The sequence below is a fragment of the Sulfurovum xiamenensis genome (assembly GCF_030347995.1).
Classification (GTDB): Bacteria; Campylobacterota; Campylobacteria; order Campylobacterales; family Sulfurovaceae; genus Sulfurovum; species Sulfurovum xiamenensis.
Genome location: NZ_JAQIBC010000012.1, coordinates 1 through 13,762, shown reverse-complemented (window position 1 = coordinate 13,762; position 13,762 = coordinate 1). Strand labels below are relative to the sequence as shown.

Genomic DNA, 13,762 nt, shown 5'->3' with positions numbered 1-13,762 from the left:
ACAATGGCTATTGAAAAAGTAAATTTGGCTGATGCAACCATCAGTATTAACGCAAAGAGTAACGCGGCAGCAGTTGAAGTGATCACATGTCTGGTTGGGGAACTTTCATTCTCAAAAGGTGAGAGAGAGTTCGTAACAGAGGCATGTCATACTGGAGAGTCTACAGGTACAGGAATCAAGAGATACCCAGAGGGTGAGTTTACCATCATCTTTGACAGTTCAAATACATACGGGGCACAAGTGATGTTAGAGGCTGCATTGAACCATACAGGAGACTTTGCAAACGACAACACGCTTGAGTTTGAGATCGAGTTCAACAACAAAAAGACAGAGCTTGGAAGCGGTGCATTGATGAAAACAGAAATGCTTATCGGTTCATTTACTGCGAATATCACAGCACAGGGTGATTCAAAGATCACTTGTAGATATAAGCAAATGACAGACTACACGTTGACCGCAGCAGCGTAATCATTAGGGCATTGATTGTGTGTGGTCCATGCCCTTACCAATTACACACACTTAACCAATAAATTACAGGAGTCACACACATGGCGAAAATTCAACCATCTTTAAAACTAAAACTTGACATTCTCGATGAGGATGGAAAAGTAACCAAAACATTCAATGTCACTTACCGGGACCTTAACAAAAGGGAACTTAGAAAAGTAGGTGAAAGCAACAAAGAGATCATGGATCTTTTCTCTAAAGCGAAAACACTTGCATCGAGTGCCGATACACTGAATAAGAAGATCGAAGCACTCAAAGATGAGGGTGATTCAAACGGTGTTATCAAAACGGCTGAAAAGCTTGAAAAGATATACAAAGATCAAGACGCGATAGATGCAAAATTCGAGGAGCTTGGTGGTTATGACAAATTGCTTGAAGCTTCAAAAGCGACATTTGAAATTGCAGTAGGCGGTTCAGACAAAGAAGCACTTGCTGAGTTTGCAGAAAATGAACTTGATTACGGTCAGGTACTTGATGCACTTGCAGAAGATGCTAAGGACAGCCGGGGAAAGCAGCGTTAGAGATCGTTGAGTTTTTACGAAACTCACGAAATGAGGAGTACCCACCTGAATGGGATGAGTACCGGACAATGATAGCCAATATCTGTATGGCAGTAGTGCCTACAAGTACAGGCATGAGCGTATCGTTTCTATATGAAAGTGCCAAAGATACGCTTAGATGGCATAGATTGAGCGTACAGAAGCACATTGGAACAGTGATGAGTATAGGCAATATGCTTTTTATGGATGATAAATCTTATGGAGAGATGAGAACAAAGTCATCTGCTACAAAAGCATTCACGGGTGATGATATCGACAAGATGGCACAAGCAATACAAAGGACCAAAAGTGGCAACGATCAGAATAACGGTTGAAGGTAGAAACGCAGAATCAACTTTAAGACGTATAAGATCAGCAGTGGATCAGACTGACAGGTCTTTTGGTCGTGTTACGAAGTCAACTGGCCTGTTTTCATTAGCTACTCAAAGACTCGGAACAATCCTGTCAGGGCTAGGGTTTGGATATATGACAAAACAGATCATAGATATGGCAGACTCATACAAACTTCTTTCCGGGCAAATAGCAGTCGTTACAAATTCAAACAGAGAGCTTATGGCTGCGCAATCAGAGCTTTTTAATATTTCCCAAAGAACAAGAACGGAACTTGAAGCAACAACAAAACTTTATACATCACTTGATATGTCTTTAGAAAGAATGGGTAAATCTCAGGCAGATGCACTAAAGACAACTGAATTGGTGAATAAAGCTATAGCCATATCTGGTTCAAGTGTTATGGAGGCAGCGGCCTCTGTAACACAACTTGGTCAGGCATTTGCATCAGGCAAGCTGCAAGGAGATGAGCTTAGATCATTGATGGAAAATGCAAAAGGTCTTACAAAGGCGATTGCGGATGGTATGGGAGTAGCAGTAGGTAGTCTTAAGACACTCGGTGAAGAGGGAAAGATAACTGCCAATGTACTTTATGATGCTCTTCAGAAAAGTGCGGATTCTATAAGCGATAAATTCTCAAAAATACCTCTTACAGTAGGACAATCATTAACACAGGTAAGCAACTCAATAACACTTCTTATAGGAGATGCTGATAGGGTACTTGGTGGAACCGATGGACTTGCAGGAACATTTAGCAAAATATCCAAATTCATAAGCGATAACCGTTTTGAGATAATAGAATTCGGACGTGATGTTTACAGGGTATTCCAACTTATGGGAACCGGTATTATTGCCGTTGGAAACACTGTAGAGATAGCTATGCTTGAGGCTACAAAGTTTATAGGAGATAGTATAAACTGGATCGCTGATGGATGGGATGCTATGACTGTAGGTCTAAAGAATGTATTTAAAAAAGCGATTGACTTTATTGGAGAATCTTTTTACTCAGGCATAAACTATATGCTAGGGCTTGTTGAGGATTATATAAAAGGGGTAGGGTCCATTATTGACAAGATACCAGGAGTAGATAATCCTTTTAAAAGTATTAATTTGTCAATAGGAGAGTATAAGTCTGTCATAGAAGAGGCTAAAAGAAATACAGAAGACCTTATTAATCTTGACTGGACCAAATCAAATCTTGAAGAGGCATATGCTACACAGAATAAAATTCTAAAGGCCACAAGTGAGTTATGGGATGATATAGCTAAAAATACAACAAAGGCGTCTAAAGTGTTTTCTCCTTCAACTATCGGAAGTAAGCCAACTGAAATTAATAATGCAGAACTGTCAAAAGAGGCTAAAAAAGCAGCAAAAACAGCACAAAAAGAATGGGATAAAGCGCTTGATCACGTAAAAGGTCAAGCCAAAGAGATGGGTGATCAACTTGAATATGAGGCTAAAAGATTCACAGACTCTATACGTTCAGGATTCTATTCTCTTCTAAATGGAGACCTTAGTAATGCAGTTGGAAGCTTTTTTGGTGATAGTATTACTAAATTGACAGAAGATATAGGCGGATTGTTCGGCGGTATTGTAGGTGGGGTATTAGACTTTGGAATAGGATTATTAAATGGACTATTCAGCAGTGAAGCCCCACCACCACCAGTACTCGAAGACATCGCAAAAACATCAGACTCAATGGCAAACTCTTTGGCGCACATTGAAGATGCACAGTATCCAATGTTACAGCTTACAAGAGACATGAAGGGGTATTTAAGCATCATAGCAAATTCATTCGGTGCGATAGAGAATTCATTGCTTAGAAGTAACATTGACTTTTCAGGTGCTTTTTACAAGCCTACTACCAAGTCAGGAGCAATGGGGCTCTCTTCAAAAGACTACTCACTTTTTGGAACAACACTTGACTTTGAAGCGGCAACCATAGCCGAGATCATGGCTGAAGACTTGAGAGTTGTCAGTAACACCATCATCAAGAAGGTATATGACAGTTTCTGGAAAACAAAAACGACCTATTTTGATAATTACAAGAATGTTTCAAGCCTATTCGCAGAAGATATAGCAGATGCAACAACTGCACTTTTTAGCGGATTCACAGCCATAGGTGATGCGATAGGTGTAAGCATGGATGGGCTTCTAAATGAAGTTATTGATATCGGTCTCATTAATACTACAGGTAAATCAGATGCAGCCATAGCAGCAGAGATAGAGGCTAGATTCTCAGCCCAGACAGATGCTATCGCAGAGCAGTACCTTAGTGTAGTAGCAGAATTCCAAAGAGCAGGTGAAGGGTTAGCAGAAACAGCGTTTAGAGTAGCTTTGACATTTGACCAGGTGTCACACTCCATGGAGCTGATAGGCAAGACTGTTGACTGGAGAACGGCCAATATTATCGAAATGGCAGCAGGTGGGTTGGACAATCTTTCGCGTGGCATGAACACATACATGGAAAACTTCTTTACTGAGTCAGAGCAGTATGAAATGAAGCTAAGTACCATGACCAAAAGCTTTGCATCTTTAGGGTTAGCACTTCCTGACAGCATTCATGACTTCAGATCATTGGTAAGCAGTATAGACACTATGAGTGATGAGGGTGCTGCGCTGTTTGCAGAGGTTATGTCCTTAACAGATGGTTTTGTCGATCTCAAAGGAAGCATGAGTGATATAATCGGAATGATAGAAGAAGTATCAGATGCATGGCTAGGCAATCTTAGCTACTTGACACTACAGCAGAAAGCAGACTTTGCCAGTGGGTATCTTTCTATAGCCGGAAGTTCAAACGGTGCGATAGATACAGTTGAAGCTGCAAGATTGGCAGCAGAAACTGCACTTAAAACAACTGCTACAAAAGAGGAGTATATCCCTATATTCGAGAGATATATAGCAGAGCTTGAAGGACAAACAGCAGACGCTACAAATACGGACCTTTTAAATGAACTTAGAGCATTGAAAGCTGAAGTAGTTGAACTTAGACAGGCAGCTACTGATGCGGCAATATTTGCAGGTACGAACGGATGAAAAATTTAATACTAATACTTGCACTTATTTTCTTAATTGGGTGCAAACAAGGAGAAGAAATGGCAACAATAGGCGAAGAAATAGGGTTGGAATTGGTTAGTACGAATGTCGCTGAATCTGCTCCAACATATGATGCAAATTCAGCATACAATGAGGGGGATATTGTTAAAGATGGGGATTACCTATATCGAATACAATTCCCTTTAGATATTGAGATTGGTACTTTTGATGAACTAGCAGATGCTTTTAAAGGAGATATAGTCCAGTACAATGGAAAACTATATGAGTTGACTGAAGATTTCAGCATATATCCTATTGATGCCAATACAGATGCAGGTTTTAACGCTCAAGTCCAAGGTGGATACCATGTAGGTGATGCCTATAGTATTATGTGGAAGGATGCAAAGGTAGGCGACTCTATCCGTCTTCCTAAATTCTCAGGACTAAATATTGTCACATGGGGGACAAAGACCATTACCGCTATTACAGGGTCATCATATGATCTTATTTATGTGTGGGATGATTCTGCAACTTATCCAGATGAGTACGAAACAGTAACTTTAGCCTCATTCTCTAACTCACTTAGCAAGGGTACACAGTTTATGTATAAAGACACGATTTATATGTCAGACTATGAGTACTCTATCGCTGGTGATTATGTGAATTACCCACCAGGAACTTCTGTGGTCCCGAATAGATGGGTGCCTGTAGAATATAGAAAAGTACTAATATCTTACATTAACCCATTAAAGGTTTTTGACGGAGCAAATATTAACCCTGCGATACATGATGGTTCTGTAAGTGATATGCAGTATGTAATCAAGGGGCTTGAAGAGTTCAACGCATTCACTTTAGCTAAAGTTCTGGCTTCATCTTTGACTTATACATTCACGCTTCCAGTAGGTGATCCTGATTATGGATTATGGCTTAATGGATCATCTGTAGCAAGTGGTGGTAACGGAATAGTTAAAACCGATACAGTATCTATTGATTGCACAAGAGATGCAGCAGGAATACTTTCAGACTATCCAACTACAGTTATATTTTATGCAGATATGCAGATGCCAGTAAATTCAACCGTAACCATTACATTATCATATGGATCAATCATACAGATTGGAGATTTTACGATGAATAATACTGTATCTGATGGGCTCACAAACCTTGAATTCAGTCATGCCATTCAAGACTATAATGATTATACTCCAGATGCTTGGGGTGGAATATCAGAGGGTGTAAAAGCAGTAGTGACAAAGTTTAACATCACTATGGATGTGAATATAGAAGACTATGATCGTATGGTTTCTTTCCATGAGTCAATTATTAGAAAGTTTGTCACTGTTGACGGAAGTGATAGCGGTACCGCTGTTGCTGGGTCTAAAATATTTAACTCTCTTACAAGAAGAGTGCTAATCACAAGCGTGTCTTCAAAAACAGTGAATGACAATGGAAGGTTAGGTCAAAAAGGTGTCATCACTTTATCAGCAAGGGAGATAGTCTAATGGCAGCGTTTCCATCAACCATAGCATGTACCATTGTAAATGGATTTGGCGAAGAACTACCTGATACAAAAAATTACCTAGGTGGTCAGACATTTATCAATAAAAGCAAAGGAAAAGTGACAGCATTCATAAAGACTGATGCTGATATGGAAACATTTACAAGATGGTATATCACAGATACTTCATATATGACCTTACCATTCACTATATCACTTCCATTTTTCGGAGTGACTCGTAATTGGAATGTAAAATTTACCAAAAAGCCAAACATCAGGCCAAGCGATAAAGCTTCATATATCAGGTATGTAGATATGGAACTTGAAATACAGGACGATATAGATGCTTATATCTCTTAGTCCTAAATTGTGAGTTACATTAAAAAATAAAGTACTCACAAGGATTCAGTATGGCCAATACTACAATAAACAAATCAACCTTTACTCTTGTTCTTGACGGATCAGGTTTTGCAATTTCTGATCAGCATGTCATTTATGCTTTTTCTGATACTCAGCCTTCTCTTGGAGTTGGTCATAGTTACCCACCAAATAGCCAAATTACAGGCAAAGTTGGCAAAAAATTATGGGCATTGTCAAGAAATTATGATGAAGCTATAGTTTATTCAGAGGTAGAGTAATGGAAAATTTTGGGTTTAAAGACTACTACACGAAAAGCCAGATGGATGCGGCCCTTGCAGGGAAAGTAGATGCAAATGCCTACTCCCTGCTTCAGCCAGGAGAGATAGGGTTTGGGGTGGCGCCAGCTTTGCCTGCTGCGTATGCTGCCATAGGTGCAGTTCCGTATGACGGGCATGACCAGATAGCATCTCCAAACAGGGGGAAATACCTGCATACGGCAAGTGGTGCTGACCTCTACCACATACCTAAACACTATGTCAAGTATGTCGGAAACACTGCATACTTCTCTGATGTTCCTCAGGATGGGTATGTACTTGACCGAAGTTTCATTAATGCGGGTGTAGAGCTTGACGGGGTGTTTGTTTTTGCCTATGGCGGGTCGAACAACGGCGGGAAACTCAGTTCACAAAAGAATGCAGCACCTCTAAGTACAAGTACTGGGAACAACCCTATATCTGTACTTGACACTGTGCCTGAGAACAGATACGGCGGCATCTACAAGGCGGCAAAAAGCTGTGACTCTGATGCTTTCCCTATGCCTATCTGGCAGCGTGCAATGATAGCAAGACTGGCGAAGGCGCACGGGGAGGCATCTTCTTCCACAGCTGTATGCGCATTTACGGATGTGGCACCTTACCATCCTAAAGGAAACAACAACAATGCGCTTGCAGACCATGCAGATACCTCAGTGACCTTTACAAGTGCGGGGAATGCAACCTACCCGAATTGCGCCTTGACCGGATCCGGTGTACCGTTCGCGAAGACAACCCATAACGGACAGGAGTGCGGCATAGCAGACCTGAACGGGAACATGTGGGAGGCCATGAGCGGGCTGATATATATGGCAAGGACAGGGGCAACGGGTACGACTGGTACTAATGCAGTGGCTTTGACGGCACATGGCTACACTGTGGGGCAAAAGATAGCCTTCGGGGCTACGCCTTCGTCAGGAGCTACCTACAACACGGCGGTCTACGAGGTGGCAACGGTAGTCGATGCAGACAACTTCACACTGACGACGGTACTGGAGAGAGACATCCTCGCTACGGACGGGATCTATACGGGTAAGACCTTCTACATGCTCAAAGAGAGTGTGGACATAAGGGTGCTTGCAGATGACAGTACCACAGCTGGTACAGGCGCGTTCGACCTCTCTTTGTATGACCAGGTGGATATGTCAGACCTTTTCCAGAGCAACGGGGTATGGCGAAAACTTGGAAATGCGGCAGAGCAAGTGTTCGAGTTCAGTACAGACAGAAACAGCGATGCATACAGGAGAACTTCTCTGGGGATGCCAAGGCTTGCAGGAAGTTCTGCAGGCGGTACGACAGAGTACGGGAACGACGGGATCTACACATACTTCAGGCACGAGTGTGTGCCGCTCGCCTGCGGGGGTTGGAACGACTCTTCGACTGCGGGTCTGGGGGCGGCGTATTTCTTCTTCTACCGTACGAGTTCGTACTACGGTGTGGGGGTTCGCGCCTCGTTTGTGGCCCTGGCATAAGTGAACGATAGTGAGCGCTAAGAATGAGCACAGTGAAGCAGCCTTGAACCAAAAGTTTATGGAGATGATAAAGTTGTTGAATATTTACCTTAACCACTTTCCCAAGCATGAGAAGTTTGCCCTGGCAAATGTCATACGCAATACTGCGTATGAACTCTACAACCTTGTGACGGAGTGCCAGAAAAGGTACTACAAAAAGACGTCACTCACAGAGCTTGATATCACCCATGAGAAACTAAGGATGCAGGTGTATCTTGCCAATGAACTGGGATACTTTAATTTCAAGGATGGAAAAGAGATGCATCACGACAATGCACCAAAAAGATTTATGTCAATCACCAGACTTATAGACGAGATGGGCCGCATGATAGGCGGATGGATAAATAAACTTAAAGAGATGGGGAACTTCAGATGAACCATCAAGGGCAATATAACAATATGCTTTGTGTGCCGATCGCCGGCGGGAATTGGAACAACAATTCGAATGCGGGTCTGGGGACGGCGAATTTCAACAACAACCGTACTGGAAAGGTGCAGAAATGATTTACAAAAATTCTGTTATGTATAGAGGTAAGCAAAAACAATTAAAGGCATTGACTCCACATTCTACTATGAAGGTGCAAATAGTATGCCCAGACTGCAAAACTAAATATAACAGACTTTTTCACATTCTAGCTAGAAGCGGAAACTTTCTTTGTCAGAAATGTACCGTAAATGAAAAACTAGGATCAAGACCAGATATAGGATATTCAAATAACAAACTTACACTTATAGAGCATACTGAAAACTTTAGCAACTCTCTTTACAGATGCGAATGCGGAAAAACGAAGGTAATAGAAAACACAAGGGTCAGAAGCGGGCATATACAGTCATGCGGATGCTTAAAAGTGGAGACTATGCTCAAAGCAAAAGAGGCGCAAGACCATACTGGAGAAAAGCATCCGAACTGGAAAGGCGGGGTAAGTGAAGAGAGCCACCTTCTTAGGACTTCTGTAGAGTACAAAGCGTGGAGAGTAAAAGTCTTTGAGCGAGATATGTATACATGCAAGAAATGTTATCAAGTAGGTGGTAATCTTAATGCACATCACATTGAAGAGTTTGCAAACAATAAAGATAAGGCTTATGATTTAGATAACGGGATAACTTTTTGTGATAAATGTCATAGGGAGTTTCACGGAATTTATGGACAAACAAATATCTCCATAAAAGAGGTAGACAAATTTTTAAAACAAAACAAAAGGATGACAGATGTTTAAATATGTAAGATATACACCAATGACAGATGAGTTTACCACTCATACTTTTAATGAGCTGAATGAAAATTGCAAGATACACCGTTTTGATGTTCCATATGTATCTGTAGAGTGCAGCACTGATGCAGATTTTGCAGCACTGATGGCATCACAGAACCCTATCATAGAGGCCATAGAGATCACGCAGGCAGAATTTTCTGATATGGTACAGCATAGCATACAGGTGAAGAGGATGTATGATATCGCCAATGAACAATACACTAAAGAGTGTGCCGTCATCACTTCAAAATACACCCATGATGAGATTAGCACATGGTCTGTCCAGGTCGCTGAAGCAGAAGCAGTAAAAGCAGGTACCGCGATCTCCACACCATTCCTTGATGCATTGGCAACAGATGAAAGTATCACGATCACAGCTGCAGCAGACAAGATACTTCTGCTTAGAGATCAAAATGCTGTCTATACTGCCGGATGCCTTGCTAGAAAATGGTCTACACTAAAAGCTTTGAAAGCAGAAGTAGGACTGTGATGAATGCCATTAAAAACATAGTGATCTGGTTCATCACTTTAACAGAGCCAATGAGAGCATGGAAGTATGGTGAAGATGGAAAATATGTTCATCTGCTGATAGGAGCCATGACTACATTCCTTGCTGTGCTGATCAGTGACCTGTCAGGTGCTAAAGGATTAAACTTTGTTGGGTTGTCACTTCTTGCTTTGGCTGTAGGGATAGCCATTGAAAAAGCCCAAAGACTGCTAGGGGGTATAAATACCATTGAAGAGAGTATCTTTGATGGATTTTGGACATGGAATGGTGGAAATGCCATCGCATTGATAGCTGTCTATGCTGAATTGGCAAGGTGGGCTTGGTAGTATGAAGAACTTCCTACTGGTTTTATTGTCCTTAACCTTATTCATACCTTTCTTTATATTCGGGTACTCATATCATCTTTACAAAGAGATCCGGCTAAGACGTAGGTTTTCAATGAGCGAGTATAACTCTAATGTTGCATACCAGATGGACTGTACCGGGTGTGCATTGGTATACAACAGAAGAGGACATACTTTATCGGCATTGGCTTTTGAGAAGGACCACTGGTGGTTCGTGTATCTCATAAACTTGTTATTTTGGGATAAAAACCATTGCTATGATCAGTGGAAATTAGAATTTTAAGGGGAAGCATGATGGAGGGATTTGTAAGCCTAAAGCTTATACTTAATGGGGGAATGGTTGCGATAGCAAGTATGCTTTCTTACCTTGGGCTAAATAAAGAAGCATTCACTATTTTTGGATACCTGCTCTTGATAGATTATATCACTGGTGTACTGAAGGCTAAAACATTGAATGAATGTATTACTTCAAACAAGATGAAGTATGGAGTGATCTCTAAATTCTCATTGGTCTTGATTCCTTTAGTTTTGGCATTGGCTGCGAAGTCTCTTCATGGTGATGCTGAGAACATGCTTTATGTGGGTATGAACATCCTTATACTATCAGAGACGTACTCAATCATAGGAAACATCTATACAATAAGAACTAGAGAGAAGTTGCCGGAGTGGGATGCCGTGGCAGCACTTGGGCATAAGATACGTTCCGTACTTATAAGACTTTCTGGTGATGAGAAATGATGAACAAGATACTCATATGGGTCATACTCGTGATGTTGGTATCTGGCATAGCAACTATAGGAACCTTATATTTAAAGGTGCAAAGCCAGGCTGATACCATAGATCTTAGAGATCAGGCTATCGAGGCATATGAAGAACTCATTAAAGTGGTGCCATACAATGCACTTGCAAAAGAAAGGAAAGACAATGCGAATACAGAGATCAATGCTACTCTCAGTACTACTCACAGTGTTAGTGATGGCCATTACCGGATGTAGTGAAAAACAATGTCCAAAACCGGTCTATCCTACACTTGAAGCAGTAGACAAGATTCCATACTATGACTTCTATGTTATCAACGGTGCATTAGACCAGAACAGCACAAAACAAGCCTTTAAAACCATCAAGGCACTCAGAGTATCAGAGCACTATTACTACACGCTTATAAGTGGGTATAGAGAGGAATTCAACCAATGAACATCATAGTATGCATCAAAGGTGAAACAGTAGCTCTTACACAAAGAGAAGCAAGCATACTATATAACGATCTGTGCAGAGTTAAGAAGGAGATAAGCGACTGTGAATGCGTAGAGAATGAAAAAGTAGAATCAATACCACTAAAGGAAGAACAATGGCATACCAGGTAGAAGATCATAACGGAAATCAACCAGCAAACATAAGAATATGGGAAGAGGCCATCGATGCTTTTGAGAAAGATAAGACTTCATTTGAGTTTGAAGGAAGTATGGTGGCCATTACAGGTGCAAATAGAACAGGCACTACCACTAAAATAACCATACATATGGAGGAATGATTATGTATGTAGTCATTACCATAAACGGTGAAGATCATGCAGTAACGGTGCAAGAAGCAAAAACTATATGTAAAGATATACATAACCAACTATACCCTCCGACAAAGGACAATAATGGCTAACTTTAGAAACGTGATGGAAGTGGTATTTAGGGCTGAACACTCAAGTACTTCAACCTATCTTCACTTCAATAAACACGAATCAACCTATACTTATATGGGTGTGTACCCATACACTAAACTTAAAAGCTCATACCTTATAGACAAAGCCATCGAGGAGTTTAGAGATATTAGGAAAGCAAGTAGAGCATTATCTAAAAGTGAAGCACTGACAGATGAAGTGTTAGAATTCTACTTTGATAAGTTTTGGCTGCCAATGGGATTAGATAAAGTTGAAAGCGATCTAAAGTGTAAAGAGATAATGGTATTTGTTATTAATGTTGGGTTAGGCAGAAAGAAATCTATTGTTAAAGCTATACAGAGAATTGTAGGTACTAAAGTTGATGGAATATTTGGAAAGAATACGTTAAAGGCACTTAACAATTTTGATGATGAAGTGTTTTCTGCAAAGTGGGATGAACATGAGATTAAGTTCTACAGAAGATTGGTTAGGAAATATCCACGATTGACTTGGGCTTTACGTGGGTGGGAGAACAGGTCTAGGATTGTGTAGTCTTAAGATCATCTATATAATCACTCCACCACTGCATAAGTCTTATTCTCTCTTCCATGTATAAGGCTTTATTGTAAACACCTTTCACACTATTCTTCTCAACATGTGCCAACTGCATTTCAATTACATCACTTGGCACCTTATGGATATGGATATTTTCATGCATGAGCGTTGATGCTGTATGCCTGAATCCATGTGAAGTCATACTGTCTCCAAATCCTAAACGTTTAAGCCCATAATTAAGAGTATTATCACTCAGTTGCCTTTTAGTGCTTTGAGGGCTTGGAAATACATACTCACTCAGTCCCTTATCAACTGTTCGGAGAATCCTAATAGTTGAATCAGTTAAAGGCACGATATGGTCGCGGTTCATTTTCATCTTTTCTTTTGGTATAACTATATGCCTATTCTCAAAGTCAATCTCACTCCATAGTAGGCCCCTTATGTTTGCAGGTCTTAGGAATACATACGGCATTAACTGTAATGCTGTTTTGGTGTAAATATCCCCCACATAGTTATCAATGGATTTTAATAGCTGCTTGAACTGTTCTTTATCCGTAATATGCTTGAAGTTTTTCGGCTTATGTGCCTTGAGTAGAATGGATAGATCAATGGATCCCATCGGATTATTTGTTGTATACTGCATCGTTACTGCATACTTGAAGATACGGTTAATAAGAGACCCTGCCTTTTTAGTTGCCGTCTTAATGCCTCTTTTCTCCATATCCTTAAAATGTTCTATAAGATTTGAAACTGTGATGTCATCTATGTTCTTATGTAGTATAGATTTAAAGTCACGCTCCAGGAGTGAATCAATATCATGCTTATACTTTTCGCTTAGATCATGGCGATGTTCCATGTACTCATCTTTGAGTATTTGAAAAGTAGTATCGCTTTGTGTATCTTTTGGCTTATTTCCGCTTTGTACCATTGTCTTATATTCATCGCGTTTTGATCTTGCATCTTTTAGCGATATATCCGGGTATTTTCCTAAAGACTTTTGAGAGGCTTTGCCATCAAGTTTATATCTCATCCTCCATACTTTAGAGCCTGTAGGCATGACATGTAGATAAAGACCATTACCGTCGGGTACCTTATATTCTTTATCTTGTGGTTTAAGCGATCGTATTTTATTGTCAGAAAGTTGTGTTACTCTACTCATGAAGTGGCATCTTTTTAACAGATTATAAATGCTGCCACCTAAAATGCCACTTATTTGTTTTGAAGCAAATATAATCAAATAGAAGTAAATATATAAATAAACACCGATGTAACGCTTAGTTTTATATTAATTATGAAGCAAATAGAAGTTGAGAAAAGTAGTGTCTGGCAGAGAGGAAG

19 protein-coding genes are annotated in these 13,762 nt (G+C 40.5%); 17 read left to right on the top strand and 2 right to left on the bottom strand.

Features of this window, described 5'->3' with window-relative positions:
* Nucleotides 1–3: 3 nt before the first annotated feature.
* The 12 genes from PF327_RS10785 (at nt 4) to PF327_RS10730 (ending at nt 10,200) form a co-directional block, all read left to right on the top strand.
* Nucleotides 4–468, top strand: coding sequence for a hypothetical protein (locus PF327_RS10785; protein ID WP_289402580.1), 465 nt, complete (start codon nt 4–6; stop codon nt 466–468).
* An 80-nt stretch (nt 469–548) separates the two neighbouring features.
* Nucleotides 549–1,028, top strand: coding sequence for a hypothetical protein (locus PF327_RS10780; protein WP_289402579.1), 480 nt, complete (start codon nt 549–551; stop codon nt 1,026–1,028).
* A 68-nt stretch (nt 1,029–1,096) separates the two neighbouring features.
* Entirely contained in the window at nt 1,097–1,381 is a 285-nt protein-coding gene (locus PF327_RS10775) for a hypothetical protein (RefSeq protein WP_289402578.1), read from the top strand.
* A complete protein-coding gene (locus tag PF327_RS10770; RefSeq protein ID WP_289402577.1) occupies nt 1,356–4,433 on the top strand; it encodes a tape measure protein in 3,078 nt (1,025 codons plus the stop codon). Before PF327_RS10775 ends, PF327_RS10770 begins: the two co-directional genes overlap by 26 nt.
* A gap of 59 nt (nt 4,434–4,492) precedes the next feature.
* Nucleotides 4,493–5,935: a hypothetical protein gene (locus PF327_RS10765; protein ID WP_289402576.1), complete on the top strand. Its 1,443-nt coding sequence runs from the start codon at nt 4,493–4,495 to the stop codon at nt 5,933–5,935.
* Nucleotides 5,935–6,291, top strand: coding sequence for a hypothetical protein (locus tag PF327_RS10760; protein WP_289402575.1), 357 nt, complete (start codon nt 5,935–5,937; stop codon nt 6,289–6,291). Before PF327_RS10765 ends, PF327_RS10760 begins: the two co-directional genes overlap by 1 nt.
* A 50-nt stretch (nt 6,292–6,341) precedes the next feature.
* Nucleotides 6,342–6,569, top strand: a complete 228-nt coding sequence (locus PF327_RS10755; protein ID WP_289402574.1) for a hypothetical protein — start codon at nt 6,342–6,344, stop codon at nt 6,567–6,569.
* On the top strand, nt 6,569–8,074 hold the full coding sequence (locus tag PF327_RS10750) for a hypothetical protein (RefSeq protein ID WP_289402573.1): 1,506 nt from the start codon (nt 6,569–6,571) through the stop codon (nt 8,072–8,074). The genes PF327_RS10755 and PF327_RS10750 overlap by 1 nt, the downstream gene beginning before the upstream one ends.
* A 10-nt stretch (nt 8,075–8,084) precedes the next feature.
* Complete coding sequence (locus PF327_RS10745; RefSeq protein ID WP_289402572.1) at nt 8,085–8,489, top strand: four helix bundle protein; 405 nt, start codon at nt 8,085–8,087, stop codon at nt 8,487–8,489.
* A gap of 52 nt (nt 8,490–8,541) precedes the next feature.
* Nucleotides 8,542–9,330 carry an HNH endonuclease signature motif containing protein gene (locus tag PF327_RS10740; protein WP_289402571.1) on the top strand — a complete coding sequence of 263 codons (789 nt, stop codon included), beginning with the start codon at nt 8,542–8,544 and terminating at the stop codon, nt 9,328–9,330.
* Complete coding sequence (locus PF327_RS10735) at nt 9,323–9,856, top strand: hypothetical protein (protein ID WP_289402570.1); 534 nt, start codon at nt 9,323–9,325, stop codon at nt 9,854–9,856. The genes PF327_RS10740 and PF327_RS10735 overlap by 8 nt, the downstream gene beginning before the upstream one ends.
* Nucleotides 9,856–10,200 carry a hypothetical protein gene (locus PF327_RS10730; RefSeq protein ID WP_289402568.1) on the top strand — a complete coding sequence of 115 codons (345 nt, stop codon included), beginning with the start codon at nt 9,856–9,858 and terminating at the stop codon, nt 10,198–10,200. Before PF327_RS10735 ends, PF327_RS10730 begins: the two co-directional genes overlap by 1 nt.
* A gap of 78 nt (nt 10,201–10,278) precedes the next feature.
* On the opposite strand, the gene PF327_RS10725 is transcribed toward PF327_RS10730, so the two are convergent.
* Nucleotides 10,279–10,443: a hypothetical protein gene (locus PF327_RS10725; RefSeq protein WP_289402567.1), complete on the bottom strand. Its 165-nt coding sequence runs from the start codon at nt 10,441–10,443 to the stop codon at nt 10,279–10,281.
* A 66-nt stretch (nt 10,444–10,509) separates the two neighbouring features.
* On the opposite strand from PF327_RS10725, the gene PF327_RS10720 reads away from it, so the two are divergent.
* The 5 genes from PF327_RS10720 (at nt 10,510) to PF327_RS10700 (ending at nt 12,421) form a co-directional block, all read left to right on the top strand.
* Nucleotides 10,510–10,956, top strand: a complete 447-nt coding sequence (locus PF327_RS10720; RefSeq protein WP_289402566.1) for a phage holin family protein — start codon at nt 10,510–10,512, stop codon at nt 10,954–10,956.
* Nucleotides 10,956–11,213, top strand: coding sequence for a hypothetical protein (locus PF327_RS10715; protein ID WP_289402565.1), 258 nt, complete (start codon nt 10,956–10,958; stop codon nt 11,211–11,213). Before PF327_RS10720 ends, PF327_RS10715 begins: the two co-directional genes overlap by 1 nt.
* Complete coding sequence (locus PF327_RS10710) at nt 11,143–11,412, top strand: hypothetical protein (RefSeq protein WP_289402564.1); 270 nt, start codon at nt 11,143–11,145, stop codon at nt 11,410–11,412. Before PF327_RS10715 ends, PF327_RS10710 begins: the two co-directional genes overlap by 71 nt.
* A gap of 154 nt (nt 11,413–11,566) precedes the next feature.
* Nucleotides 11,567–11,749 (top strand): hypothetical protein, encoded by a 183-nt coding sequence (locus PF327_RS10705; protein ID WP_289402563.1) that lies wholly within the window; start codon nt 11,567–11,569, stop codon nt 11,747–11,749.
* Between the two features lie 114 nt (nt 11,750–11,863).
* Nucleotides 11,864–12,421, top strand: coding sequence for a putative peptidoglycan-binding domain-containing protein (locus tag PF327_RS10700; RefSeq protein WP_289402562.1), 558 nt, complete (start codon nt 11,864–11,866; stop codon nt 12,419–12,421).
* On the opposite strand, the gene PF327_RS10695 is transcribed toward PF327_RS10700, so the two are convergent.
* Nucleotides 12,408–13,583 carry a tyrosine-type recombinase/integrase gene (locus PF327_RS10695; RefSeq protein WP_289402560.1) on the bottom strand — a complete coding sequence of 392 codons (1,176 nt, stop codon included), beginning with the start codon at nt 13,581–13,583 and terminating at the stop codon, nt 12,408–12,410. The genes PF327_RS10700 and PF327_RS10695 overlap by 14 nt on opposite strands.
* Between the last annotated feature and the right edge of the window lie 179 nt (nt 13,584–13,762).